General features: G+C 68.1%; 20 protein-coding genes. 7 read left to right on the forward strand and 13 right to left on the reverse strand.

Translation table 11 applies throughout. From position 1 onward, the window contains the following. The first annotated feature begins 203 nt into the window (after nucleotides 1-203). Both ABD210_RS02060 and ABD210_RS02065 read left to right on the forward strand, forming a co-directional pair. Entirely contained in the window at nucleotides 204-719 is a 516-nt protein-coding gene (locus tag ABD210_RS02060) for a hypothetical protein (RefSeq protein ID WP_344107992.1), read from the forward strand. Beyond that, a complete protein-coding gene (locus ABD210_RS02065; protein WP_344107995.1) occupies nucleotides 716-1,276 on the forward strand; it encodes a hypothetical protein in 561 nt (186 codons plus the stop codon). The genes ABD210_RS02060 and ABD210_RS02065 overlap by 4 nt, the downstream gene beginning before the upstream one ends. Nucleotides 1,277-1,514: 238 nt before the next feature. Here ABD210_RS02065 and ABD210_RS02070 read toward each other — a convergent pair whose 3' ends face one another. Together ABD210_RS02070 and nrdR are read right to left on the reverse strand one after the other, a co-directional pair. Continuing rightward, complete coding sequence (locus tag ABD210_RS02070; RefSeq protein ID WP_344107998.1) at nucleotides 1,515-4,382, reverse strand: vitamin B12-dependent ribonucleotide reductase; 2,868 nt, start codon at nucleotides 4,380-4,382, stop codon at nucleotides 1,515-1,517. Between the two features lie 110 nt (nucleotides 4,383-4,492). Then, the gene (gene nrdR, locus ABD210_RS02075) at nucleotides 4,493-4,987 is read right to left on the reverse strand and encodes a transcriptional regulator NrdR (protein ID WP_344108947.1); all 495 of its coding nucleotides are present in this window, start codon (nucleotides 4,985-4,987) and stop codon (nucleotides 4,493-4,495) included. 474 nt (nucleotides 4,988-5,461) lie between these two features. Between nrdR and ABD210_RS02080 the strand changes: the two genes are divergently transcribed. Together ABD210_RS02080 and ABD210_RS02085 are read left to right on the forward strand one after the other, a co-directional pair. Next, nucleotides 5,462-6,412 (forward strand): nucleoside hydrolase, encoded by a 951-nt coding sequence (locus ABD210_RS02080; RefSeq protein WP_344108000.1) that lies wholly within the window; start codon nucleotides 5,462-5,464, stop codon nucleotides 6,410-6,412. Nucleotides 6,413-6,478: 66 nt separating this feature from the next. Further along, nucleotides 6,479-7,807, forward strand: coding sequence for a Gfo/Idh/MocA family protein (locus ABD210_RS02085; protein WP_344108002.1), 1,329 nt, complete (start codon nucleotides 6,479-6,481; stop codon nucleotides 7,805-7,807). Between the two features lie 19 nt (nucleotides 7,808-7,826). Here the strand turns inward: ABD210_RS02085 and ABD210_RS02090 are convergent, their stop codons facing one another. Next, nucleotides 7,827-8,312: a LysM peptidoglycan-binding domain-containing protein gene (locus tag ABD210_RS02090; RefSeq protein ID WP_344108004.1), complete on the reverse strand. Its 486-nt coding sequence runs from the start codon at nucleotides 8,310-8,312 to the stop codon at nucleotides 7,827-7,829. A 356-nt stretch (nucleotides 8,313-8,668) separates the two neighbouring features. Here ABD210_RS02090 and lexA point away from each other — a divergent pair, with 356 nt between their 5' ends. Together lexA and ABD210_RS02100 are read left to right on the forward strand one after the other, a co-directional pair. Then, nucleotides 8,669-9,442 (forward strand): transcriptional repressor LexA, encoded by a 774-nt coding sequence (gene lexA, locus ABD210_RS02095; RefSeq protein ID WP_344108006.1) that lies wholly within the window; start codon nucleotides 8,669-8,671, stop codon nucleotides 9,440-9,442. 48 nt (nucleotides 9,443-9,490) lie between these two features. Continuing rightward, nucleotides 9,491-10,003, forward strand: coding sequence for a glutathione peroxidase (locus ABD210_RS02100; RefSeq protein WP_344108008.1), 513 nt, complete (start codon nucleotides 9,491-9,493; stop codon nucleotides 10,001-10,003). On the opposite strand, the gene ligD is transcribed toward ABD210_RS02100, so the two are convergent. The 5 genes from ligD to macS form a co-directional block, all read right to left on the reverse strand. Continuing rightward, the gene (ligD, locus tag ABD210_RS02105) at nucleotides 10,004-10,969 is read right to left on the reverse strand and encodes a non-homologous end-joining DNA ligase (RefSeq protein ID WP_344108010.1); all 966 of its coding nucleotides are present in this window, start codon (nucleotides 10,967-10,969) and stop codon (nucleotides 10,004-10,006) included. It abuts the gene before it with no gap. Further along, nucleotides 10,966-12,960, reverse strand: coding sequence for an ATP-dependent DNA helicase (locus ABD210_RS02110; RefSeq protein WP_344108012.1), 1,995 nt, complete (start codon nucleotides 12,958-12,960; stop codon nucleotides 10,966-10,968). The genes ligD and ABD210_RS02110 overlap by 4 nt, the downstream gene beginning before the upstream one ends. A 56-nt stretch (nucleotides 12,961-13,016) precedes the next feature. Next, nucleotides 13,017-15,317, reverse strand: a complete 2,301-nt coding sequence (secD, locus tag ABD210_RS02115) for a protein translocase subunit SecD (RefSeq protein ID WP_344108014.1) — start codon at nucleotides 15,315-15,317, stop codon at nucleotides 13,017-13,019. 147 nt (nucleotides 15,318-15,464) lie between these two features. Next, nucleotides 15,465-16,130, reverse strand: a complete 666-nt coding sequence (locus ABD210_RS02120; RefSeq protein WP_344108016.1) for a response regulator — start codon at nucleotides 16,128-16,130, stop codon at nucleotides 15,465-15,467. Further along, entirely contained in the window at nucleotides 16,127-17,278 is a 1,152-nt protein-coding gene (gene macS / locus ABD210_RS02125) for a MacS family sensor histidine kinase (protein ID WP_344108018.1), read from the reverse strand. The genes ABD210_RS02120 and macS overlap by 4 nt, the downstream gene beginning before the upstream one ends. A gap of 185 nt (nucleotides 17,279-17,463) precedes the next feature. Here macS and ABD210_RS02130 point away from each other — a divergent pair, with 185 nt between their 5' ends. Beyond that, entirely contained in the window at nucleotides 17,464-19,836 is a 2,373-nt protein-coding gene (locus ABD210_RS02130) for an immune inhibitor A domain-containing protein (RefSeq protein ID WP_344108020.1), read from the forward strand. A 73-nt stretch (nucleotides 19,837-19,909) separates the two neighbouring features. On the opposite strand, the gene hflX is transcribed toward ABD210_RS02130, so the two are convergent. The 5 genes from hflX to menC all read right to left on the reverse strand — a co-directional run bounded on the left by hflX (nucleotide 19,910) and on the right by menC (nucleotide 26,599). Then, nucleotides 19,910-21,391 carry a GTPase HflX gene (gene hflX / locus ABD210_RS02135; RefSeq protein ID WP_344108022.1) on the reverse strand — a complete coding sequence of 494 codons (1,482 nt, stop codon included), beginning with the start codon at nucleotides 21,389-21,391 and terminating at the stop codon, nucleotides 19,910-19,912. A gap of 81 nt (nucleotides 21,392-21,472) precedes the next feature. Further along, nucleotides 21,473-22,321, reverse strand: coding sequence for a diaminopimelate epimerase (dapF, locus tag ABD210_RS02140; protein ID WP_344108024.1), 849 nt, complete (start codon nucleotides 22,319-22,321; stop codon nucleotides 21,473-21,475). A 93-nt stretch (nucleotides 22,322-22,414) separates the two neighbouring features. Beyond that, on the reverse strand, nucleotides 22,415-24,064 hold the full coding sequence (locus ABD210_RS02145; protein ID WP_344108026.1) for an N-acyl-D-amino-acid deacylase family protein: 1,650 nt from the start codon (nucleotides 24,062-24,064) through the stop codon (nucleotides 22,415-22,417). After that, on the reverse strand, nucleotides 24,004-25,437 hold the full coding sequence (locus tag ABD210_RS02150; RefSeq protein WP_344108028.1) for a Na+/H+ antiporter NhaC family protein: 1,434 nt from the start codon (nucleotides 25,435-25,437) through the stop codon (nucleotides 24,004-24,006). The genes ABD210_RS02145 and ABD210_RS02150 overlap by 61 nt, the downstream gene beginning before the upstream one ends. 37 nt (nucleotides 25,438-25,474) lie before the next feature. Next, entirely contained in the window at nucleotides 25,475-26,599 is a 1,125-nt protein-coding gene (menC, locus tag ABD210_RS02155; protein ID WP_344108030.1) for an o-succinylbenzoate synthase, read from the reverse strand. Nucleotides 26,600-26,607 lie beyond the last annotated feature (8 nt).

A 26,607-nucleotide genomic window follows, 5' to 3' on the forward strand; every position in this document is an offset into this window, starting at 1 on the left:
GGATCGAGTAGCGTTGCCACCGAACACCTTTGCCAGGAAGTTGACTGTCGGAGGGCTCGGAGCCTGTCCGGAACCGTCTGGGGCCCGAGGCAACCTTCGGGTGCTGCAGTTAACGTTGACGGCATCGGCATCCACGAGGCCGTGGTTTCTCGGGCTGTGTATAACTTCCGCCGGCAAACCGCTCGTGTTCCTAGAATCATGGGATGGCAGCAAACGACGCAGAGATTCCCACAGTCGACGACGTACGACGCGACCCGGCCGCGGTGCTGGCGAGGTTCCGCGACGAGAGCAGCTTCGCCTTCTCCTTCGGTGATGACGGCAAGCCCGAAGCCGTTCTGCTGACTTTTGATGAGTACGAGGATCTCGGCGGACTCGACAAGTTTGCCGCCACTGGCGAGCCGTTCACGCCCGACGCGATCAGCGTTCAGTTGCCGGCGATCGTCGAATCCATCCGCGCCGGCAGCTTCACCGCCCCGATCCTGTGGAGCGACTCGACAGAGCCCGCGGCCGTGATCATGTCGCCGCAGCAATACCGCCACCTCCGCGGCGACGACGAACCACCTGCCGGCCAGGTGGACGACCCCACAACCCGCACCTACAACACCAAACCGCTCTCGACCAGCCGTGCGATGACCCTGGATGAGTTCGCCGCGATGATGGGGCCTGAGACGGAACGAGTGCTCGAGGAGATACGCCGCGAGGACGATGAACGGAAGTGACCAGTCAGCCAGCGGTCGAGCTGCTGATCGGCGAACTGTTCCAAGAGGACTTCCTGCGTAAGCAGATCGTTCGTGAGATGTCTGATTTGATGTCGGGGCGGTCGGACGGGCATCACGTCCTCGGATACGAAGCTGGCGAGGGGGACCTTCGCGATTGTGTGTCGTCCAAGCTGCAGTCTGATCCACAGCAGAAGGCCGACCACCGGCTGACCTTCCGCGAGATCCCGGCAATGAACCTCGAAGGACCCCTGAACGGCCGCGAACTCCTTGCCGTACGCCCGCGCCACGGCGCCGGCAACGTATACGAACAAACCAGCGCACGGCTCGATCGAGACTTACAGAGCAAGCAGCCCGACCTAGACCGATTCGGCCACCGGCCCGCGTCCTCCGGCGGCAACGAAGCCCAACGCCAAGCTGAGCGCGACATGCAACGCGCCATCGCGCACGCCTGGACCGGCCAGAAGCCGCTCACCACCTCCAGACCTCTTGCGACTACCCAGTTCGGTGCTCGCGGCCCGCGACCAACACCCGCAACAATCCCTACCCGAGAGCGCTAAACCGCAAGCCCGCCTGTGTAACGCCCGAAGTAGCCGCGCGACATCCCGGATGGAGCCGGGGTTCTTCCTCGCCCATCTACAGGGGGGTTCATCATGTCGGTGACCAAGCAGGCGAAACACTGCCAAGACCTCATCCTCTGGAAGATGGGCTGAAGCCGCCGACGGCTAGCGGTAGACGCGCTGCGGCCCCCGGGGAGGTGGAACCCGCCGGGGGCCGTGGCGCTTTCACTTAGGGGTGTCAGCTGCAGCCGGACGTGCTGCCGCAGCCTTCGCAGACGTAGCAGGAGCCGCTAGGGCGCATCTTGGTACCGCAGGTGAAGCACAGGGGTGCGTCCACCGAGGTCCCGGTGATGAGCTCGAACATCTCGGCGGTCGTGCGGACCTCCGAGGTGTCGAGCGTCTTGGCCGACGCTGCCTCCTCGACGGGCTTCTCGGCGGCCGGCTCGACCGCCTTCAGGGACTCGGCCTCGGACACCTCCACCGGGGCCTCATACGAGCCGGTGTCGAGCTGCCGGGAGCGCTCGTCGGCCGAGTAGATGCCCAGGGCCGCACGGTCGTCGAACGGTAGGTAGTCCAGGGCCAGACGGCGGAAGATGTAGTCCATGATCGACTGCGCCATCCGCACGTCCGGGTCGTCGGTCAGACCGGCCGGCTCGAACTTCAGGTTGGTGAACTTCTGGACGTAGGTCTCCAGCGGCACACCGTGCTGCAGGGCGACCGAGATCGCGATCGAGAACGCGTCCATCACACCGGCCAGGGTCGAACCCTGCTTGCCCATCTTCAGGAAGACCTCGCCCAGACCGTCGTCCGGGTAGGAACCGGCGGTCATGTAGCCCTCGGCGCCACCGACGCTGAAGGACGTGGTGCGGGACGGGCGCGACTTCGGCAGACGCTTGCGGGTCGGCCTGTACTCGATGATCTTCTCGACGACCGGCGCTTCCGCGGCCGCAGAAGCCTTGGCGGACTTGGAGTCCGACAGCGGCTGGCCGACCTTGCAGTTGTCGCGGTAGACGGCCAGAGCCTTCAGGCCGAGCTTCCAGCCCTGGAAGTAGACGTCGGCGATCTCTTCGACCGTCGCAGTCTCAGGAAGGTTGACGGTCTTCGAGATGGCACCCGACAGGAACGGCTGCGCGGCCGCCATCATCCGGACGTGGCCCATCGGCTTGATGGCCCGCTCGCCCATCGCGGTGTCGAAGATCTCGTAGTGCTCGGTCTTCAGACCCGGTGCGTCGACGACGTGGCCGTGCTCGGCGATGTACTCGACGATCGCCTCGATCGTCTCCTCGGTGTAGCCGTACTGACGCAGCGCCCGCGGCACCGTCTGGTTGACGATCTGCATCGAGCCGCCGCCGACCAGCTTCTTGAACTTGACCAGCGAGAAGTCCGGCTCGATACCGGTGGTGTCGCAGTCCATCATGAAGCCGATGGTGCCGGTCGGCGCGAGCACGGAGGCCTGCGCGTTCCGCCAGCCGTTCTTGGCGCCGAGCTTCAGCACGCCTTCCCAGGCTGCCGTCGCGTGCTTCTGCACGTCCTTGTCGATCTCGTGGATCGTCCGGATCGCGTCGTTGGCCGCGGCGTGCTTGCGCATCACCCGGGTGTGCGCGTCCTTGTTCCGCTCGAACCCGTCGTACGGGCCGACGACGCCGGCCAGTTCGGCCGAGCGCTTGTACGACGTACCTGTCATCAGCGAGGTGATAGCGCCCGCCAGTGCGCGACCACCGTCCGAGTCGTAGGCGTGGCCGGTCGCCATCAGCAGTGCGCCGAGGTTGGCGTAGCCGATGCCGAGCTGCCGGTAGGCGCGGGTGGTGTCGCCGATCGCCTCGGTCGGGAAGTCGGCGAAGCAGATCGAGATGTCCATCGCGGTGATGATCAGCTCGACCGCCTTGACGAAGTTCTCCGAGTCGAAGGAGTCGTCGTCGGTCAGGAACTTCATCAGGTTCAGCGAGGCCAGGTTGCAGGACGAGTTGTCCAGGTGCATGTACTCCGAGCACGGGTTGGACGCGGTGATCCGGCCCGTCTCCGGGGTGGTGTGCCAGTCGTTGATGGTGTCGTCGTACTGCAGCCCTGGGTCGGCGCAGGCCCACGCGGCGTGCGAGATCTTGTCGAACAGCTCGCGGGCGTCGACCGTCTCGATGATCGAGTTGTCGATCCGGGCGCGCAGCCCGAACTCGCCCTTCTCCTCGACCGCGCGCATGAACTCGTCCGTCACCCGGACCGAGTTGTTCGCGTTCTGGTACTGCACCGAGGTGATGTCGCGGCCGCCGAGGTCCATGTCGAACCCGGCGTCGCGGAGAACCCGGATCTTCTCCTCCTCGCGCATCTTGGTCTCGACGAACTCCTCGATGTCCGGGTGGTCGACGTCCAGCACGACCATCTTGGCCGCGCGCCGGGTGGCGCCACCGGACTTGATCGTGCCGGCCGACGCGTCCGCGCCGCGCATGAAGCTGACCGGGCCCGAGGCGGTGCCGCCGGACGACTGCAGCAGCTCCTTGGAGGAACGGATCCGGGACAGGTTCAGACCGGCACCGGAGCCGCCCTTGAAGATCAGGCCCTCTTCCTTGTACCAGTTCAGGATCGAGTCCATCGAGTCGTCCACGGCGAGGATGAAGCAGGCCGACACCTGCTGCGGCGAGGACGTGCCGACGTTGAACCAGACCGGCGAGTTGAAGCTGAAGTACTGGTGCAGCAGCATCCAGGTCAGCTCGTGCTCGAACACCTCGGCATCGGCCGGGGACGCGAAGTACCCGTAGTCCTCGCCGGCCTTGCGGTAGGTCTTGACCACCCGGTCGAGCAGTTGCTTGAGGCTCCACTCGCGGTTGTCGTGGCCGACGGCGCCGCGGAAGTACTTGGTGGTGACGATGGTGGAGGCATTCACGCTCCAGTAGTCGGGGAACTCGACCCCGCGCTGCTCGAAGACGGTCTCACCCGTCTTCCAGTTCTGCTGCACGACGTCGCGACGCTCCCACGTCACCTCGTCGTACGGGTGGATCCCCTCGGTCGTGAAGATGCGCTCGATGGTGAGTCCCGCGGGTGCGTTCTTGCGCCCCCGGAACCCGGCCGCCGACCGCTTGGTCGGCCCCGAGTGGCCGGTCACCGTCTCTGTCATGGTTGCTCCTCGCCCTGTGTCTGCCCTGTGTCTGCACTGCCGCGGCCTGTCGGGGCCGCCCCGTTGGTCGTGCCTGTACTGCGTACCGCTGGTTGCTGCAATTCCCCGATTTATGTCTGCTGGGTCGGCTTCAGCGGGCGGGGCTCGGTGCCCTCGGGCTCCTTCTCGGCCCGGAGCAGCGCGATCTCCGTCTCGAAGTCGTCGGCCGACTCGAACTGCCGGTAGACGCTCGCGAAGCGCAGGTACGCGACCTCGTCCAGCTCCCGGAGCGGTCCGAGGATCGCCAGTCCGACCTCGTGCGCGGGCACCTCCGGCGAGCCGCTGCCTTTCAGCGCGTCCTCGACCTGCTGGCCCAGCCGGGCCAGGGCGTCCACGTCGACCGGCCGGCCCTTGCAGGCCTTGCCGACTCCCCTGATGACCTTCTCCCGGCTGAACGGCTCGGTGGCGCCGGAGCGCTTCACGACCGTGAGCTGCATCTGCTCGACGGTGGTGAACCGCTTCTCGCAGACCGGGCACTGCCGCCGGCGGCGGATCGCTCCGCCGTCCTCGGCGACCCGGCTGTCGACCACCCGGGAGTCAACGTGCCGGCAGTAGGGACAATGCACGACGACCACTCCTCCCTGTGGATCAGCTGGGGACAACTTGTGTATGACCTGTGTGTACTAACCACTACCTGTGGATGACTTACACGGGTGTAACTACTACATCTAGGGATGCTACGTCCCTGCTCCGACAGTTTGCAAGAACGATCGGATCTCGCGCGCGTCTCTTTGTTCCAACACCCGCGCGGCCCCGTGTAGTCCCGCGTGGCGCCACCGCAACGGCCCCGGACAGGCGCAGAATACGGCGCCGGAGCACCCCCCGGAGGGGTCTCTCGGAGGGCGCCGCAGAAGTCGAAATCGCAGCCCCGGTCCGCCCCAGCACATGCTGGTGGAACAGTCGCCGGTACCCGTCGCGGGAGCGGCAGCAGGGGCGGGCAGCGACGCCCAGCGCCTCTCTCTCGAGCTCCTCGTCAGTCATGCGGCCGGCACATCATGCCGGACCCCGGACGGGCAGTTCGGATGCATGAGGATGTCGGTATGAAACCGGTCATCCTGGACGTCGACACCGGGCTCGACGACGCCTGTGCGCTGCTGCTTGCTGCCCGACACCCCGACCTGGAGCTGAAGGCGGTGACCTGCGTCGGCGGCAACGTTGGCCTGGACGAGGTCGTCATCAACACGCTCACCGTACTGGAGGCAGCCGGCCGCCCGGACGTCCCAGTGGCCCGCGGCGCGGCCTTGCCGCTGCTGCAGCCGGTGCGGGCCGCGCCGCACGTGCATGGCACCGACGGCCTCGGCGACCTGGACTGGCCCCGATCAGCCCGTACTCCGGACGCGCGCCACGCGGTCGAGTTGCTCCGCGACGTGCTCCTGGAGGCGGTCCGGAGCGGCGAGAAGGTGACGCTCATCCCGCTGGCCCCGATGACGAACATCGCGCTGCTGCTGAGGACTTACCCCGATGCCGCCGCGGGGTTGCGGGAGATCGTCTTCATGGGAGGCGCCGCCGGAATCGGCAACGCGACCGCCTCGGCCGAGTTCAACATCTGGACCGATCCGGAAGCCGCGGCGATCGTGCTCAGCGCGGCGGGAGACCTCGGCGTACCGGTGACCATGTACGGGCTGGACGTGTTCTACGACGTGGAGATCTCGCTGGAGGAGGCTCGTGCGCTCGAGGGTTCGACGTCCGCCTCGCTGGCGCGGGCGCTGATCGAGAAGCGGAGCCAGCTCTACCGGGCGAAGGCCGCGAGCATCGGCGACGGTGGCGCGGTCTGCGCCGTGATCGACCCGGCGGGCCTGACCACGCAGGCGTTCCCGCTCCGCGTCGAGCTGTCCGGCAATTGGTCACGAGGTCGCACGATCGTGGACACCCGGGACTGGTCGGGCGATCTGACGAGCGACCCGCACGGCGCGGCGCCGACCGTAGTACAGGTCGCTACGGCAGTAGACGGGCGGCGCTACGCGGATCTTTGGCTCCGAACGGTGAAGTAGGGGGTTGTTCGATTGCGTGCGAACGTGATCGAATTGCAAACGTTTGCCGTCTCTGAGGGAGCGCTTGTGCCAACTGCCAACGAAGCACGCCGTCGCTATGCCGTGGTCGGATTGGGGGCTCGGGCGCAGACCTTCGTGGACGCGCTGGCCGGCCCGTACGCCGATCGCGCGGAGCTGGTGGGATTCTGCGATGTGAACCAGACGCGGATCGCCGTCCACAATCGGTGGATCGCCGAACGCTACGGATACGCCGCGGTCCCGCAGTACGAGGCAGGTGATTTCGGCCGGATGCTCGAGGAGCAGCGGGTCGACGTCGTGGTGGTGACGTCGATGGACCGGACCCACGACGACTACATCGTGGCCGCGCTGGAGGCGGGGCTCGACGTGGTCACCGAGAAGCCGATGACGATGGATCCGGTGCGGTGCCGGCGGATTCTCGACGCGGCTGAGAAGTCGTCCGGCTCGGTCCGGGTGGCATTCAACTACCGCTACAACCCGGTGCACGAGAAAGTGCGTGAAGTCCTCGCCTCGGGCGCGATCGGCGACATCGGCTCGGTGCACTTCGAATGGCTGCTCGACGTGCGGCACGGTGCGGACTACTTCCGCCGCTGGCACCGGGACAAGGCGAACGCCGGTGGCCTGATGGTGCACAAGGCGACGCACCACTTCGACCTGGTGAACTGGTGGATCGACTCCGAGCCGGTCAAGGTGTACGCCGACGGAAAGCTCTTCTTCTACGGCGACGAGAACGGCAAGCGCCGCGGATTGGCCAGAGACTACGACCGCGCGGACGGCTCGGCCGAGGCCAAGGACGATCCGTTCGCGATCAAGCTGGCCGCGTCCGAGAAGTTGCGTGAGCTCTATCTCGAAGCCGAGCACGAGGACGGGTACCACCGGGACCAGAACGTGTTCGCGCCGGGAATCACCATCGAGGACGACATGGCGGTGCTGGTGCGCTATTCGTCGGGCGCTTCGCTCAGCTATCACCTCACGGCGTACTCGCCTTGGGAGGGTTACCGGATCGGGTTCAACGGGAGCGCTGGACGGCTGGAACTACTGGTTCGCGAGAACACGTTCGCGACGCCTGCCGAGGAGCAGGAGCACTCGACCGCTGTACAACATGGCGATGCGAAGCCGGGTGAGACCGAGGCTCTGCTGACGATTCACCCGCTGTGGGAGCCGCCGCAGACGCTGCTCCACCACGAACTGGGTCAGGGTCATGGCGGGGGCGATGCGCGTCTGCTGGAGTCTCTGTTCGGCGACGGCGACGAAGATCCCCTGGGTCGCAGCGCCGACCACCACGACGGCGCCCGTTCACTGCTGGTCGGCCTGGCCGCCAACCAGTCCTTCGAAACCGGTCAGGCGGTGGACGTCTCCGCGCTGCTCGCCCAGTAGAACAACCGGAAGGGCGGGGTCAGCGGGTCGGGATTTGGAGGGTTTGGCCGGGAGTGATGTCGGCGGGGCCGCGGAGGTTGTTGAGGTCCGCGATCTTCTCGACGACGGTGGCCGGGTTCTCGGTCGGGTTGGTCTCCTGGGCGATCGACCAGAGGCTCTGGCCGGCGCCGACCTCGACGGAGATGGTGTGGGTGAACTGGGGTTCGGGCTCGAGGACGCCGGCCACACGCAGGCCGAGAACGGCGATCGCCGCGCCGAAGATCAGCACCGAGACCGTGCTGAGCACCACCTGACCGCGCCGGGTCAGGCGGAGGGCCGGCGGCTCGATCTCCGCCACTCGGGTCTGGGCGCGGCGCCCGAGGTCGTCGCCGGAGCACGCGCGGACCGGGATGCGCTCGGTCGTCGTACCGGCGATCCGTCGGCGACGGGTCGGGCGCGTGCCGTCGACCTCGGGCGCAACTGTCACCTGAGGCGTCGCGCCTGCTGCCAGGGCCGCTGTACTCATCGGATCCTCCAGACCTCGTTCAGACCTCGTGCTGCGGTGTCGATCTCTGTCTACCGGCCGCCGCCGACAGTTTTCGTTCGCCGCCCGGCCCGAACACCTGTTCGATCGAACGCCTGTACGAATGATTAACCGACGACCACGACGAGCGCAACCATTTCCAACCAGGACACGCCGGGGAAATTCCCGGCCGGCAACCCGTCGCGCTCACGCCCATAACCCGACACGCGAACAAACGTGCGAACCGACACGCCTTCGAACAGATGTTTGAACAATCTCAGGATTCGGTCTACGGTCTTCTCAGTCGATGAAGCAAGGCCGGCGCCCGACTGCCGGCCCGACCCGAGGAGTTGCCACCGATGGCCAGGACGCCGAGCGGTTCCAGCAAGGACGATCGCACCACTGCGGGGGTCACCGACCAGACCGTGTCCGAGCTGCCCGACGGTCCAAGCGACGCCACCGGTCTGACCCCGCGCCAGCGCCGGGTCCTCGACGTCATCCGCGACTCGGTGGACAGCCGGGGCTACCCGCCCTCGATGCGGGAGATCGGCGAGAAGGTCGGGCTGACCAGCTCCTCCTCGGTGTCGCACCAGCTTCGGGTGCTGGAGCAGAAGGGACTGCTCCGCCGCGATCCGAACCGCCCGCGGGCGATCGAGGTCCGCTACCCCAACGAGGTCGCCGACTCGGCCCGGCGGGGCTCCCTCGGCGCGGTCCGCCAGACCTCGTACGACGAGACCGGTGCGGGCGACGCGCACCCGGACGCGGTGAACGTGCCGGTCGTCGGCCGGATCGCCGCCGGTGGCCCGATCCTCGCGGAGCAGGACATCGAGGAGGTCTTCCCGTTGCCTAGGGCAATGGTCGGTGAGGGCACCTTGTTCATGCTGAGGGTCAAGGGTGAGTCGATGATCGACGCGGCGATCTGCGACGGCGACTGGGTCGTGGTCCGCCAGCAGCCAACCGCGGAGAACGGTGACATCGTCGCCGCCATGATCGACGGCGAGGCGACGGTGAAGACGTTCAAGAAGACCAAGAACGAGATTCTGCTGCTGCCGCACAACCCCGCTTTCGAGCCGATCGACGGCAAGGACGCCACCATTCTCGGGAAGGTCGTAACAGTTCTGCGGCGTGTCTGACATCTCAGACGGCGAGCGGAGTCGGCGTTGTCATGTCACGATTGAGATATGACGACTGTCTATGACTTCAGTGCCACACGGATCGAAGGCAATGAACAGTCTCTTGCCGACTTCCGTGACCAGGTGCTCCTGGTGGTGAACACGGCATCGCAGAGCCCGTATACGCCGCAGTATTCGGGCCTGCAGAAGCTGTACAAGACGTACCGCAAGCAGGGGTTCTCGGTGCTCGGGTTTCCCTGCGACCAATTCGGTCACCAGGAGCCGGGCGACGAGAACGAGATCGCGAACTTCTGCTCGACGATCTATCACGTGACGTTCCCGATGTTCGCCAAGATCGATGTCAACGGTTCGCGCACGCTGCCGTTGTTCAATTGGTTGAAACGCGAGCAGGGTGGGTTGCTCGGCGGGCGGATCAAGTGGAGCTTCACGAAGTTCCTGGTCGGGCGCGACGGGAGTGTGATCGCGCGGTATGCGCCTGTTCATACGCCGGACAAGCTCGCCGACAAGGTCGAGGCGGCGCTCGCCGTTCCTGCTCCCAGCACGCGCGAAACGAGCGATTGATCAGAGGGTGACCGATTCGGGGTCCATGTCCAGGCGGAGGCCCCGCCAGACGGGATGGCGGAGGCGGCCGTCGCCGGCCCAGCCGGAATAGGTGACCTCGGCGACCAGGAGCGGGTCCAGCCAATGGGCGGCCCGGCGGTCGGGACCGGGCACGGACGAGACGTCGAAGGGTGGATGGTCGATCTCGAGGGCGGCCAGTTCGGCGCTGAGGATCTCGAGAATGGCGAAGTCCAGGCCTGAGCCGACCTTGCCGATCAGCACGAGCTCGCCGTCGCGGTAGGCGCCGCAGTAGAGCGAACCGATCCTGCCCTCGCGGTTGCCCTCCCCCGGATGCCAGCCGCACAGGATCACGTCCCGGGTCTGGACAGGTTTGACCTTCACCCAGTCCGAGCTGCGTCTGCCCGGCAGATAGCGCGACTTCCGGCGCTTGGCGACAACCCCTTCGAGGCCGTTCGACACCGACAGCTCCAGCGCCTCCTCGCCATCGGCATACGCCTGCGGGATCTCCCAGAACGGGTCGTCGATGTCCAGCGAGTCCAGCAACCCACGCCGATCGTCGTACGTTGCCTCCAGCAATGACTTGCCGTCGAACCGCAACACGTCGAAGAGGCGCACAGAGACCGGCACCTGGTTGATCAGCTGGGCCAGCTGACGCGGATCGCGGACGTGCATCCGCCGCTGGAGCAAGCCGAACGACGGCGCGCCCTTCTCGTCCAGGGTGACGATCTCACCGTCCAGTACTGCGGGCAGCCGCAGCCCCGACGACTTCGCCAGGCCGAGCAGCTCGGGATATCCCGCGGACACGTCGCGGCTGTTCCGGGACCAGAGCCGGCAGACACCTTCGTCCAGCTCGGCGATCACCCGGATGCCGTCCCACTTCAGCTCGTACGACCAGCCCGGCCCGGACGGCATCGGTCCCAGTGCCGCCATCATCGGCAGCACCGGGGGCCCGCCCGCCGGGCTCATGAGTCCTGGAGTCTCTTCAAGGCGCCGAGCACCTTCTCACGATCGGCCGTCGGCCACATCGGCGGCAAGGAGGCGCGCAGGTAGCCGCCGTACCGGGCGGTGACGATCCGTGGGTCGAGGATCGCCACCACACCGCGATCGGTGGTCCGGCGGATCAGCCGGCCGGTCCCCTGAGCCAGCAGCAACGCCGCATGCGTGGCCGCCACCGCCATGAACCCGTTCCCGCCGGCCTCGTCAACGGCCCGCTGCCGCGCGGCCATCAGCGGCTCGTCGGGCCGCGGGAACGGGACCCGGTCGATGATCACCAGGTTGCAGGTCGACCCTGGTACATCGATGCCCTGCCAGAGCGACAGTGTCCCGAACAAAGAGGTCTCGGGGTCGTCGACGAACTCGCGCGCCAACTCGCCCAGCTGCGCGTCGCCCTGGCACAACACCTTCAGCTCGGTGGCCTCGCGAACGGCAGCCGTGGCCGCCTCGGCAGCACGCCGGGACGAGAAGAGTCCGAGCGTGCGACCGCCCGCGGCCGTGATCAGGTCGATGATCTCCTCGAACTGCTTCTTGCCGAGGCCGTCGCGGTGCGGTGGCGGCAGGTGCTTCGCGACATACAGGATGCCTTGTTTCTCGTACTCGAAAGGTGACCCCACATCGAGCCCACGCCACGGCAGCGGCCCGGTCTCGGAGTCGGCGTCGATCGAAGGCAGCTCATCGCCGAGGTCGAGCTTGTCCGCCGGGCGGAGGCCGACCTGCCGGGCGATCGCGTCGAAGTCGCCGCCCAGGGTCAGCGTCGCCGAGGTGAGCACGACGGTCCGATCCTTCAGCACCAGCTCCCGGAGCAACCCCGCCACGGTGAGCGGAGCGATTCGGAGCTCGCGGCCGAAGCGCTCACGGTCGATCAGCCAGACCACGTCGAGGTCGCTGAGCGCGGCGACCCGCTCGGCGACGTCGAAGATCTCCTTGACCGCGCCCTTCGACTGCCGCTTGGCGCCGTCGGGGTCGTCCTTGTCGTCGGACTTCTTGTTCAGGTCGGAGTACACCGAGCGCGCCGCGTCCCGGACCAACGCCGCCGCTTCCAGCACGGCACCGTTCGCCGCCTCGATCCGCCCCTCGCGGGTCTCGTCCAGCGCCGCGCGCAGGGCGTCGGAGGCGTCGATCAGGTCGTCCGCGTTGTCGTCGTCCACGAATCGCCTGGCGCGCTTGGCCGCGCGCTCGACCAGCTGCGGCGAGAGCTCGGCCCCCGCGGCGCCGGTGACACGAGCGGGCAGTTCGTGGGCCTCGTCGACGATCACGACGTCGTGCTCGGGCAGCACGGTGTGGTTCTCGAACGCGTCGATCGAGAGCAACGCGTGGTTGGTGATGACGATGTCCGCCTTGCGGGCCTGTTCCTTCGCCTTCTCCGCGAAGCACTCATCGCCGTACGGGCACTTCTGTGCGCCGAGGCACTCGCGCGCGGCGATCGCGACCTGCTGCCAAGCCTGGTACTGATGCGAGGGCGCGTGGTCGCGGTCGCCGGCTTCACCGTCGAGCAGTTGCTGCTCGGCCCAGTCGCGCAGCTCGAGCACCTGCTGGCCGACCGCACCCGGCGGCGGCACGTCGATGAGCATGCCGTCCTCGTCGGGCGCGCCCTCCCGGATCCGGTGCAGGCAGGCGTAGTTGTTGCGGCCCTTCTGAATCGCATACGCCGGGCGCCGGGGCAGGAGTTTCTCCGTGGCCTCGAGCAGGGCGGGCATGTCCCGATCCACCAGCTGCGACTGCAGCGCCAGGGTCGCGGTGGAAACCACGACGCGGCGGTCCTCCAACGCGTGCAGCAACGCGGGAACCAGGTAGCCGAGGGACTTCCCCGTCCCCGTGCCGGCCTGCACGAGCAGATGGGATCCGTCCTCCATCGACCCGTTGACCGCCTCGGCCATCTCGACCTGGCCCGGCCGCGTCTGACCGCCGATCCCGGAGACCGCGGCCTCCAGCAGTTCTCGCACCTCGACACCCACCGCCACACCCTAGCCGCAGCCGGGGACAATCTCTGACTGCTGCGCCCGGGCCTGTGGATAAGTCAGACGACGGCGCCGCGATCCGGTTCGGAGTCGCGATCGCGCTGCTTGACCTTGGGTCGCGGCGGTGGGGCGGGGTAACGCTTCTCCAACTCCACCAGGAGCGGCGCGGCAGTCAGGTTGGACGAGTAGGTGCCGACCAGGATGCCGAGCAGCAGCGCGAGGGCGAAGTCCGAGAGGGAGTCGCCGCCGAGGAACAACAGGGCCGCGAGGATGAACAGCGTGCTGATCCCGGTATTGATGGTCCGCGGCAGCACGTTCACGATCGCGGTGTCGACGACCGGACCGAGGTTCTCGGTCGAGCGGGCGTTGCGGGTCTCCCGGATCCGGTCGAAGACGACGACCGAGTCGTTCACCGTGTAGCCGATGATGGTCAGCATCGCGGCGAGGAAGATGCCGTCTACGGGCTTGCCGGTCCAGGCGAAGACCCCGACGACCACCGCCACGTTCTGCAGCAGGGCCAGCACCGCGCCCGCCCCGAAGGTCCAGCGGAACCGGGCCGCCAGGTAGGCGAGCTGGGCCAGCAGGGCCACGCCGAGGGCTGTCAACGCCTTGTTGCGAAGCTCGTTCCCCAGGGACGGGCCGATGTTCTCGTTGCGGATCAGTTCGGTGCCGCCGCCGATCCTGGAGATGGACTCGCGGATCTTCTCGGCCTCGTCATCGCTGATCGTTCCGGTCCGGACGGTGATGTCGTCGGTGCCGGACGACTGGACCACCGCATTCGGATAGCCGGCCTCGGCCACAGCGACTCTCGCTTGGTCCGGGGTGATCTGCTGCGCCGTGCTCACCTCTAGCAGGCGGCCGCCGGTGAACTCGATCCCGAGGTTCAGCCCGCGGACCCCGACACCCGCAAGGCTCACGACGATCGCGACCGCCGTGATGATCAGCCACCGCCGGCTGTGCTTCATCAGCGGTGGCCGGCGCGCCTCGAGCCAGGTCCGAACCCGCCCGTGACCGGCGATCCCACTGATCCGCGGCCGGTTCAGCACGAACTTCCGCGAGACGAAGAACTCGGCCAGCACCCGCGTCACGACGAGGGCGGACAGCATCGAGGCCAGTACGCCGATGCTCAGCGTCACGCCGAATCCACGGACCGGCCCGGCGGCCAGGAAGAACAGCAAACCGGCCGCGAGCAACGTGGTGACGTTGGAGTCCGCGATGGCCGACAACGCGTTCTGGAATCCGCTGCGCAGAGAACGCCGCAGGCCATCGGTCCTGCCGCCGAGGTAGTCCTCGCGGGCCCGTTCGAAGACCAGCACGTTGGCGTCGACCGCCATGCCGATCGCGAGCACGAAACCAGCCAGACCGGGCAGCGTCAGGGTGGCGCCGAGCAGCGTCAGCGCGGCGTACGACATGCCTGCGTAGGCGATCAGGCCGAGCACGGCCATCAGGCCGACCAGCCGGTAGACGATGACGATGAAGAGCGCGGTCAGCGCGACGCCGATGACGCCGGCCATCGCGCTCGCCTGGATCGCGTCCTTACCCAGCGACGGACCGACCGTGCGCTGGTCGATCACGGTGACCGGGACCGGGAGTGAGCCGCCCTCGATCAGCGCGGCCAGGTCCTTGGCCTCCGCCTCGGTGAAGGAGCCGGTGATCGTGCTGGTGCCGCCCCCGATGCCGATGTCGCAGAGCTGGTTGCCGCCGTTCGGATCGACCTGCGGTGCGGTGATCACCTCGTTGTCGAGCACGATCGCGACCCGGCGCTGGGGAGATCCGACCGGCTGGCACGCCGCCTTGCCGGTGATGTCCGCCCAGACCTTGCCGCCGTCGCCCTTGAAGTCCAGCTGCACGAACCAGCCCTGCGCGGCCTGCTGCGGATCGAGCAGGCCGTCTGCCCCGCCGACCAGCTCACCGGTCATCGCCGGCTTGGCCAACTGCAGTACGCCGGCGCCGTCGTCGCTGGGCAGGTACAACTCCCCCGCCGCGGGCTTGGCCGGTTTGGCCGCGACCTGGTCGAGCACCTCGTGGAAGGTCAGCTGGGCGGTCTTGCCGATCACCTTCGCGGCCTCGCGGGGATCCTGAACGCCGGGCAGCTCGACGATGATCCTGCGCTCACCCTGCCGGGTCACGCTCGGTTCGGAGACTCCGAGCGCGTCGATGCGGCGCCGCAGTACCTCCAAGGCTTTGTCTGTCGTCTCCTTGGTCGCCTTGACCGTCGGGGAGTCGCTCGCCTCGAGCACGATCTGGGTGCCCCCGCGCAGGTCCAGGCCGAGTTCCGGCCGCGCGGTCAGTACGACGTACGTGGAAGCCGCCAGCACCAGGAAGGCGAAAATCGCGCGGACGAGGGACGACCGTTTCACTGCAGCCTCCGGGAGATGGGCACCCGCTGTACAGGTGTCGTGACACAGAGCAGACCACCGGGGGTGGAACGGTCAGTGTACGAACGCGGACAAGGCAGTCAGCGGAGCCGGCGGCACGGTGACCCGCCTGCTCTTCAGCAACGGCCTCTAGCCGGTAGGGCCCGTCGACGTGCCGGGCTCGTCCGAGTCGATGCCGTGCTCGATGGCATAACGGACGAGCTCGGCGCGGTTGTGGAGTTGCAGCTTCCGCAGGGTGTTCTGAACGTGGTTCTCCACCGTCCGGTGGGACAGCACCAGCCGCGTCGCGATCTGGCGGGCGGTCAACCCGCGCGCGACCAGCCGTAGTACTTCGGTCTCCCGTTCCGTCAGGTGCGGCACCTCCGGCCCGGCCCCGAGCCGCCGGTACTCCCCCAGCAGCAGTCCGGCGAGGCCCGCGCTGAACACGGCGTCACCCTCGGCCGTCCGGCGTACGGCGTCGTCGAACTCATCGAGCGACGCCGACTTCACCAGATAGCCGGACGCACCGTTCTTCACCGCAGCCAGTACGTCGGTCTGCTCGGCGCTGGCGGACAACACCAGCACGCGGGTGTCGGGGAGCGCGGCGGTGATCTCGCGGGTGGCGTCCACGCCCGAGCCGTCGCCGAGCTGGAGATCCATCACGACCACGTCCGGCCGGGTCGCCAGGGCGATCCTGATGCCGCCGGCAACGTCCGAGGCGGTCGCGCAGACGTCGTAGCCACGGCTGCCGAGATCCCGCGCGACGCCCTCGCGCCACATCGGGTGGTCGTCCACGATCATCACCCGGGTCGTCATGACCTGGTCACCTTCATCTCCCACTCGGTCCCTTCGCCCGGGGCGGTCCGGACCGTGACGCTGCCGCCCAGATCGGTGAGCCGGCCGCGGATCGACTGGCTCACCCCGAGGTGTCCGTCGCTTCCCGCGCCGTCCAGTCGATCGGGCGTCGTCCCGGCTCCATCGTCGCGGATCGACAGCAGCACCTCGTCGCCGAGGTCCTCGATCACCACCCAGGATCGAGCGTCCGGGCCGGCGTGCTTGTCCACATTGCTCAGCGCCTCCTTGACCACGGCAACGAGTTCGGTGGCCATGGCCGTCGGCAACGGAACCTGCTCGGCTGGTACGACGATGTCGACTCGCGGCGTGGCCAACGGCAGCAGCAACATGCAGAGGTCGATCCGGCCGCGCTCGCCGGTAGCCGGGCGCGATGCCATCAAGGTGCGCAGGGCAACTTCCTGCTCTGCGGCGAGGGCTGCCAACTCGGCTGCCTCGCCACCGATCGCAGTACCGCGTCGTTGCACCTGGGCGAGAACCTGCAGCACGCCGTCGTGGATGGACCGGCTCAGGCGGAGACGTTCGGCCGTGGCGCTCTCGGCGGCGATCGCCTCGCGGAGCCTGACGTTGGCCCGGCGCATCGTGGTCGCGGCGTACCCGACGACCAGTCCCGCGACCAGGAGCAACTGGACGTTGCTGAGGATGTCCCACGCGTGATCTACCCCGCGCAACGACAGCAGGGCCAGACTGACGACCACAGCGCCGAGGAGTCCGCCGTCCCGGCCGCGCGAGATGGCCAGGGCGAGCACCGGACCCGCGGCCCAGACCGAGGTGAGGACGGAGGCGCCCGCGCGGACGTCGACCAGCGGTTGGGCCAGCAGGGTGGCGTACATGCAGCCGACCGTGACGATCAGGTCGGCGAACGCGAGCCGCGTGTTCCGGCGACCCCAGTGCCGGCTGTACCCGATCGAGGCGATCACCGTCCAGACCCCCATCAGCGCGAGCTGGACGATCGCTCCCGAGTGCCGCTGGATGCCGTCCCACCGGGTCCACACGCCGAAGCAGGCGAACGCCCAGGTGATCCATCGGAACACCACCAGCGCCCGCCACAGCGGTAGCAGCAGATCCGCGGTATCACGGGGCTGCCGCGCGTCGTCCGTGGCCGCCTTCATGCAGCACAGTGTGACTCACAGGCCTGGGCGCGAAGGATTCCCCCCGTTGCGGTGGAAATTCCGTCGAGCTACTTCATCAGGGCCGATTTTCCCCGTACTGTCGCGCAGAACCACACGCTCGGGGGAGCCATGGTCACACTGCGTCATCACGCGCGGTGTGCCTTTTCATGAGCAGGGAGGGAATCGTGCGCAAGGTATCTGCCGGGTTGTTCAGCCTGGCTCTCGCGGCGACGTTCGGCCTGAGTTTGACCTCGGCCAGCAACGCCGCACCGTCCCGGGAACTGGGTACGGCGCCGACAGCCAGTGAGGTCTCCGGTCCGGACGAGCTGCCAAGCCCGCTCGAGGACAAGCGTCGGGAACTGCGTCAGGAAGCCCTGACCAAGGTGCTCAACGGCACCGCCAAGCCCGAGAAGCGCGGCACCAGCACAGTGGTCAAGCTGGGCACCAAGACCGCCGGTGCCAAGGGCCAGAAGAACGCCCAGGGCAAGGTCGACCAGTACGTCGAGCTGGCGCGGGAGAAGACCGACAAGATCTTCGTCGTGCTGGCGGAGTTCGGCGACGAGCGGCACCCGAACTACCCCGACCAGGACACGGCACCCGCCGTCCCGGGTCCGGCCACGTTCCAGGGCCCCCTGAACAACGCGATCCCCGCACCCGACCGGTCGGTGGACAACTCCACCGTCTGGCAGGCCAACTACGACCAGGCGCACTACCAGCAGCTGTACTTCGGTACCGGCGCGACGGTCAACTCGGTCAAGAAGTACTACGAGAAGCAGTCCTCGGGGCGCTACAGCGTCGACGGCGAGGTCACCGACTGGGTCAAGGTGCGCTACAACGAGGCGCGCTACGGCCGGTCCAACGGGTACCCGTGCGCAGGCAACGTCTGCAGCAACACCTGGGCCCTGGTCCAGGACGCCGTGAACCAGTGGGTCACCGACCAGAAGGCGGCCGGCCGGACCACAGCACAGATCACCGCCGACCTGAAGACGTTCGACCAGTGGGACCGATACGACTACGACGGTGACGGCAACTTCAACGAGCCGGACGGCTACATCGACCACTTCCAGATCGTGCACGCCGGTGGCGACCAGGCCGACGGTGACCCGCAGCAGGGTGAGGACGCGATCTGGTCGCACCGCTGGTACGTCGGTACGGCCGGTGGCCCGGCCAACAACCCGGCCAGGGGCGCGCAGATCGGCGACACCGGCCTGTGGGTCGGCGACTACACGATCCAGCCGGAGAACGGCGGCATCAGCGTCTTCGCCCACGAGTACGGCCACGACCTGGGCCTGCCGGACCACTACGACACCTCCGGTGCGCCGGTGGAGAACGGCGTCAACTGGTGGACGATCATGGCGCAGAGCCGGGTCAGCAAGCCGACTGACGGCGGCCTCGGCGAGCAGGCGGCCGACTTCGGGATCTGGGACAAGCTGCAGCTCGGCTGGCTGGACTACGAGATCGTCGCGGCCGGCCAGAACCGGACCGTCGAGCTCGGCCCGCACGAGTACAACTCGTCCAAGGCACAGGGACTCGTCGTCACCCTGCCGAAGAAGCAGGTCGTCACCGCGCTGGTGCCGCCAACTGCGGGCAGCAAGACCTGGTGGAGCGGTCAGGGCAACAACTTCACCCACACGATGAACCGCCAGGTCACGTTGCCGGCCGGCGCCGCCAGCCTCACCTTCCAGGCAAACTGGGACATCGAGGACTGCGGTTCGGACGCCTGTGACTATGCCTATGTCGAGGTGAACGACGGCACCGGCTACAAGCCGATCGCCGGCAACATCACCAAGCCCGCCGAGGGCAACGGCATCGACGGCAGCAGCAACGGCTGGGTCCCGGCCACCTTCGACCTGTCCGCCTACGCGGGCAAGACGGTCGGCCTGCAGTTCCGCTACGTCACCGACCCGGCGGCAGGCGGCAAGGGCTTCTTCGCCGACGACATCAAGGTGACGTCGGGTGGGACCACGCTGGTGGACTCCGGCGCGGAGGCGACTCCCGAGGGCTGGACGCTGAACGGCTTCAGCTCGGCCGGCGCCAGCTTCACCACGGCGTACGACAACTACTATCTGGCCTCGCACATCAACTACGCGGCCTACGACCAGAATCTGAAGACCGGGCCGTACAACTTCGGCTTCGGCGCTTCGTTCCCGGACAAGGTGGAGCACTTCCCGTACCAGGACGGCCTGCTGGTCTGGTACTGGGACACCTCGCAGTCGGACAACAACACCAACGTGCACCCCGGTGAAGGTCTGGTCCTGCCGGTCGACTCGCACCCGGTCCCGATCAACCGTCTCGACGGCCAGCTCTGGCGCCCGCGCGTCGGCGGCTACGACGCGCCGTTCGGCCTCGAGAAGGCCGACTCGGTCACACTGCACGTGAACGGCCGGCCCAGCTACATCCGTGGCCAGAACGGCATCCCGACGTTCAACGACAGCTTGACCTACTGGTACCCCGAGCAGCCGCAGGCCGGCGTCAAGGTGCCGAACAATGGCGTCAACATCAAGGTCCAGTCGCGCTCCGGCACCACCATCAAGGTGCAGGTCTCCAAGCGCAGCTGACATCCCGCACACAAAAACCGGCGGCCGGGAGGATCTCCTCCCGGGCCGCCGGCCTTTGCCGGTTGCTACTGACTCATTGCCAGACCGCGTACGGCGCGAGGTCGCCGGCCAGGTCCGCGTGGACCCGGGCAGTGAGGCGGGTGCCGTCCGCAGTGTGCTCGAGCTGGTCGACCGAGCCCTCGGAGTGGATCCGCGAGACCAGGTCGCCGCGGTCGTACGGCAGCAGTGCGTCGACTGCCACGTCCGGCCTCGGCAGGGCGGCCTCGACGAGCGACTTCAGCTTGTCGATGCCTTCGCCGGTCCGGGCCGAGACCACGAGAGCCCGGGGCTCGCGGTGCAGGATCGGAGCCAGCGCCATCGGGTCGGCCAGGTCGCCCTTGTTGATCACGATGATCTCGGGCACGTCCGAGGCGCCGATCTCGTTCAGGACCTCGCGAACCGCCTGGATCTGGGCCAGCGGGTCCGGGTGCGAACCGTCCACCACGTGCAGCAGCAGATCCGCGTCCGCGACCTCCTCCAGCGTCGAGCGGAAAGCCTCGACGATGTCGTGCGGCAGGTGCCGGACGAACCCGACGGTGTCGGTGAAGGTGTAGACCCGTCCGTCGGACGTGGTGGTCCGCCGGGTGGTCGGGTCCAGGGTCGCGAACAGCGCGTTCTCGACCAGCACGCCCGCACCGGTGATCTTGTTCAGCAGCGAGGACTTGCCGGCGTTGGTGTAGCCGGCGATCGCGACCGAGGGGATCGAGTGGCGGCGGCGCTCCTGGCGCATCGTCGAGCGGGTGCCCTTCAACGCGTTCAGTTCGCGGCGCAGCTTCGAGATCTTGGTGTTGATCCGGCGCCGGTCGGTCTCGATCTTGGTCTCACCGGGACCACGGCCACCGATACCGCCGCCGGCAGCACCGACTCGGCCACCAGCCTGGCGGGACAGGTTTCCACCCCAACCACGCAGGCGCTGCTTCATGTACTGCAGCTGGGCCAGCTCGACCTGGGCCTTGCCTTCCTTGCTCTTCGCGTGCTGCGCGAAGATGTCCAAGATCAGCGCGGTCCGGTCGACCACCTTCACCTTGAGCTTGTCCTCCAGGTTGCGCAGCTGGGCGGGCGCGAGCTCGCCGTCGGCGATCACCGTGTCGGCGCCCAGGGCAGCGACCAGATTGCGCAGGTCCTGCACCTTGCCGCTACCGATGAAGGTAGCGGCGTCCGGCTTCTTGCGCCGCTGGATCACGCCGTCCAGGACCTCCGAACCGGCTGTCTCCGCGAGCAGTTTCAGCTCGGCCAGCGAGTTCTCGGCGTCCTCGGCGCTGCCTTCGGTCCAGACACCGACCAGCAGCACGCGCTCCAGCAGAAGTTTGCGGTACTCGACCTCGCTGATGTCCGTCAGCTCGGTCGACATCCCGACCACGCGCCGCAGCGCCTGGCGTTCCTCGAGCTCGAGTCCCTCGAGGCTCAATTCCTGGTCGTAACCCGACGACGTCGACTCATCTTCGGCGTCGGAGTCCTGGATCAGGTCAAGGTCGACGTCGGTGGTCTCGTCATATGCGTTCGAATGGGTCGTCATATACCTTCCATCGTGGCACGCGTCACCCAGACGGGCGACCCGTTTTCATTTCAACGCCTCGGCGCGCCCCCGGATTCCCGCTCAGGCGGGCAGCCAACTGCGGTCGAAGTCTCCGCGCGCGTGCACCACGGCGGGCCCGGTCAGCTCGAGATGGTTGTCCTCACGCCACGTGACCGTGACCGCACCACCCAGTACGCCGACCCGATAGGTGACCGGTCGTTCCTGGTGCGCGGCGCGGGCAGACGCCACCGCGACCGCGCAGGTGCCCGTGCCGCAGGACCGGGTCTCCCCCGCACCGCGCTCGTGCACCCGCATGGCCACCTCGTTCGTGCCCTTGCGGACCACGAACTCCACGTTCACGCCGCTCGGAAAGGCGCCGGCCGGCGACCAGCCGGGCTGGTCCAACAGCGGGCCGGGCTCTCGAAGATCATCAACGAAGGCCACCGCGTGGGGATTCCCCATGTTCACGTGCAGGGCGGGCCACTGGTGCCCGTTCGCGTCGACCACGATCCCGGCCGGGCCGGGGAACGCCGGCTCACCCATGTCCACGGTGATCGTGCCGTCGTCGTTGAGGACGAGTTCCTTGACTCCCGCGCGGGTCCCGACCCGGACGGGCTTGTCACCGGTCAACCCCGCGTCGGCGAGGTACCTGGCGAAGACCCGGATGCCGTTGCCGCACATCTCGGCGATCGATCCGTCCGCATTGCGGTAATCCATGAACCAGTCGCCACCGTCCTCGACGTAGGACTGCTTCGACCCCTCGATCACCCGCAGCACCCCGTCGGCGCCGATCCCGGCATGCCGGTCGCACAGGAACCGGACCAGCTCGGGCGCGAGATCCCCGTGGACGGACCCGTCGGGATCGGGCAGCAGCACGAAATCGTTCTCCGTGCCGTGCCCCTTCAGCCAGGGGAAGGTGCCGGTGCTCATAGGAGGATCGTACGGTTCGACCCGTGAGAGCTGAGCCGGCCGTCTATTTGTGGAAGCGGGACGACGCCTGATCGCCTAGGCAGCCCCAGAGGCTCACGAGCTCGCGCTGACCTTCCGCAGCACACGCCCCGGCCGGAGCCCGGTCGGTACTGCGTCCCGCAGCACCGGCTCTCCCGCGACCAGCACGTGCTCGACCCCGACGGACAACTGCCACGGATCGTCGTACGTCGACCGGTCGGCGATCCGCTGCGGATCCAGCACGACCAGATCCGCGACAGCTCCGGGTCTGACCACGCCGCGATCGTCGAGGCCGAGCCGCGACGCCGGCAGCGAGGTCATCCGGCGGATCGCCTCGCGCAGGGTCAGCACCTCCTGGTCGCGCACGTAGCGGCCCAGCACCCGCGGGAACGTCCCGAAGCTGCGCGGGTGCGGGTGACCGCTGCCCGTCGGTCGGAGGATCCAGCCGTCGCTGGCCACGCTCGTCCAGGGGTGGCGCAGCACTGCGACCACGTCGTCCTCACTCATCCCGTGGTTCACCACGCTGACCGCCGCCTCGTGGTGCTCCAGCACCCGCAGGGCCGCCTCGGCGCCATCCACGCCGTCCCGCCGGGCGATCTCGGCAAGACTGAGGCCACGGCAGTCCTCGTAGCGACCCGGCGGCAGGGAAGCGATCACCACGTTGCCCGGATCGTTGCCCGGATCAAGGATGGCCTGCTCCCGTACTGCGTCCGCGACCCTCTCGCGCTCGGCTGGATCGCAGAGACGAGCGAGCAGGCCGGCGGTACCGCCTTCCATGGTCCAGGTGGGTAGTCGGGCCGTGAGCGTGGTGCTGGACGCGGTGTAGGGATAGACGTCGCAGGCGACATCCAGACCCTCTGCCCGGGCCTGGTCCAGGCGTTCCAGCGCGGCGTGGACCTTGCCGTGATTCGCCGGACCCATCGCCTTCAGGTGGGAGACCTGCAGCCTGGCGCCACCGGCCCGGGCGGCCTCGATCGCCTCGTCCAGCGCCTCCAGCAAGCGCGCACCCTCGTTGCGGATGTGCGTCGAGTAGAGCAACCCGCACTCCGCGGCAGTCGCTACGAGAGCGGCGACCTCCGGCGCGCCCGCGAAGGTGCCGGGCGCGTAGATCAGGCCGGTCGAGAACCCGACCGCGCCCTGCTCCGCTGCCTTCCGGAGCAGCGCCTGCATCTGCTCCAACTCTGCCTCGGAAGGCGCGCGCTCCGCTCCGCCGAGGACAGCCAGTCGTAGCGCGGAGTGACCCACCTGCAATGCCAGGTTGATCGCGAGGCCGACACCGTTCAGGGCGTCCGCGAACCCCCCGCCGTCCCGCCAGGACCAGGTGTTCTCCGGGGCCAGGAACGCCGTACCGGCACGCAACTGCTCCAGGTCGGTGATCGGGAACGGCGACCAACCGCAGTTCCCGGTGACCAGCGTGGTGACCCCCTGGTGCAACTGGGTGATCGCCTCCGGGCTCGCCTCCGCCGAGAAGTCCGCGTGCGAGTGCAGATCGATGAACCCCGGGGCGACGATGTTGCCCCCGGCATCGATCACCTCGAGGCCGGGCGGCACTTCCGCGCCGGCGGGCAGCACCCCCGTGATCCGCCCGCCGTCGATCAGGATGGTCGCGGGCGCCGCCTCGGCTCCGGTCCCGTCGATGACCAGTCCGCCGGTGATCGCGCCGATCATGTCGTCACCAGCAGGATCACGGCGTACATGATGCAGGCCGGCACCAGCATCAGCCATCCGGTGATCATCATGTTCTTCAGGTTGGAGGACCGGGCCAGGCCCATCGCCCCCACCATGTTGGCGTTGGGGAAGGGCCCGTAGGTGTCTGCCTTGGACGCGAACAGCAGCACCACGACCCAGGCGGCCGGACCGACTCCGGCACTGGCCGCCAGTGTCCCGAACACCTTGTCGAGCAGGACGACCTGCGCCGCGGTCGCTCCCGGTACGCCGACCCAGCCGAGCAGGGCGAGCGCGATCGCGACACCGAAGCCCGACACCGTCGCCAACTCCGGGCCGATCGCGTCCAGGATGACCTTGAAGGGGGCCAGCTTGTCGATCAGCTCGAACAACGCCGCCAGCAACCAGAACAGCAGCAGGATGCTGATCAGCTTGGCGCCACCGCGGTACATGTTCTCGGCGATGTCCCGGGCCGGCAGTCGTCCGGCGAGACCGGTGACGACACCGAGCACCGGAAGTGCCAGCAGCGGGAAGTTCGTGCCCGCCTCGGTGATCGTCGCGTAGACAACGCCGGCGAGCAGAGTCACCAGGAAGGCGACCGTCGCGGCCCGGGAGGCCCGCGCAGCCTCGAGGCTGTCGTCGGAGACGAGTTCAGTCATGTCGTACTCGTCGCCTGTCCCGACCGTCCGGCGCTGGATGTAGGCCACCACGAGCGGCCCGAGAATCAGCGAGAGCAGCGCCAACGGCCCGGCGCCGTAGCCGAGGTAGGTGAGGTAGCTGACGTCGGCCGCGGTCAGGATCGCCACGTTCGACCCGGCGAACGGCGCAACGGTCAGGCCGGCGCAGCCGCCGATGAACAACATCGATGCGGTCGCCGAGCGGGTGTAGCCGAGGCGGGCCGTGATCGGCAGCACGATCGGTGCGGCGATCGCCAGCGCACCGGCGAGGGTGCCGAGGCTGGCGACCAGCAGCAGGCAGGCGATCATCACACCGAGAACCACCGCGGCGCGGCTGCGCTCCCCGACCGCGCGCATCACGCCATGCACGATCGTCGAGGCGACGCCGGTCACGCGGAGCACCTCGCCGACGCCGGCGCCCAGCACGATGATCAGGCCGATCGCGGTGACCGAGTCCGCCAGCGACTCCCCCAGCAGCGTGCCGGTCTCGATCGGGCTCAGACCGACGATCAGGACACCCGACAGGACCGCGAGCACCGTGCCCACGACGATGTCCATGCCGAGTAGGCACAGGACGGCGTACAGGACGATGGGCAGCAGGCCCCACAGGGTCGGGCCGTCGGTCACCGCGCCCGCGATGACCGAAACCACCAGCCCGATGGCCGCGAGCAGGTTCACCACCCGGCGACGACCGGGCGACAGGTCGACGTCGTAGGCGTTCGCTTCTTTCCTCGGTGCGGTCGTGCTGGTGCTCATCGGGGTCCTGTTCTGTCGTGGGGGGCGGTCAGGCGCGTCAGAGCGCGGTGGTGGCGATCGTGGTGGTGGCGATCGTGTTGGCGGCGATCAGGTCGGTGTCCACGCCGTGGCCGAGGCCCGCGGACTCCGGCACCCGTACTACGCCCTGCCGCGCGACCACGGGTGGCGTCACCACGTCGCGCGCGTAGTACTTCTCCGAGGCCGAGACGTCCGACGGCAGCGTGAACCCGGGCAGGCTGGACAACGCCACGTTGGCGGCCCGCCCGATGCCGAACTCGTGCATGCCGCCGCACCAGACGGGGATGCCGGCCTGCTGGGCCAGGTCGTGCGCCGCGCGGGCGACGGTCAGCCCACCCATCCGGGACACCTTGATGTTGAGCACCCGCAGTGCCTCGAGCGACAACGCCGTCTCGAGGTCGGCCAGTGTCTCCACGCTCTCGTCAAGGCACACCGGAGTCTCCACGGTTCGCTGCAACCTGGCGTGGGCGAGCAGATCCCGGGGCGCGAAGGGTTGCTCGATCATCGTCAGACCGAACTCGTCGAGCGCCCGCAACGCGGCCAGCTGCTCGGCGGACTCCGAATAGCTGCCGTTGGCATCCACGTGCAGATCCAGGTCCGGATACTCGGCCCGGACCGCCCGCACCGGCTCGACGTCCCACCCCGGAGCGATCTTCAGCTTCACCCGCGGGTAGCCGGCCTCGACCTGGCGTCGCACCTCGGCGAGCAGCTCGTCCACCGTCGGCTCGATCCCGAGGGAGACGCCCGCGGTGACCTCGGTCCGGGTCCCGCCGAGTGCCTTCGCCAGCGGTACTCCGTGCACGGTCGACCAGAGCACCCAGGCGGCGACGTCGACCCCGGCCTTCGCGAACTGGTTGCCCCGCACCTTCGCCCAGTACTGCGGAACCTGCTCAGCCGCGTCCCACTCCTGCCCGAGCACCGCCGGGAGCAGGTAGTGCTCGGCGATGTGCCAGCACGACTCCACGGTCTCCGGCGCGTAGTACGGATCGGACGGTGAGGCGATCTCGCCCCAGCCGACGGTCCCGGAGGCGTCCTCCAGCTCGACCAGGATGTGGTCCAGCCCGGCCTTGCTGTGAGAGCTCGTCCGGAACGCATGGACGAGCGGCAGCCGCACTCGGTGCAGCCGGGCGGCAGTGACGCGCACGGGAGTTC

Origin of the sequence: Kribbella alba, from assembly GCF_039529635.1 — a bacterium.
Taxonomy (GTDB): domain Bacteria; phylum Actinomycetota; class Actinomycetes; order Propionibacteriales; family Kribbellaceae; genus Kribbella; species Kribbella alba.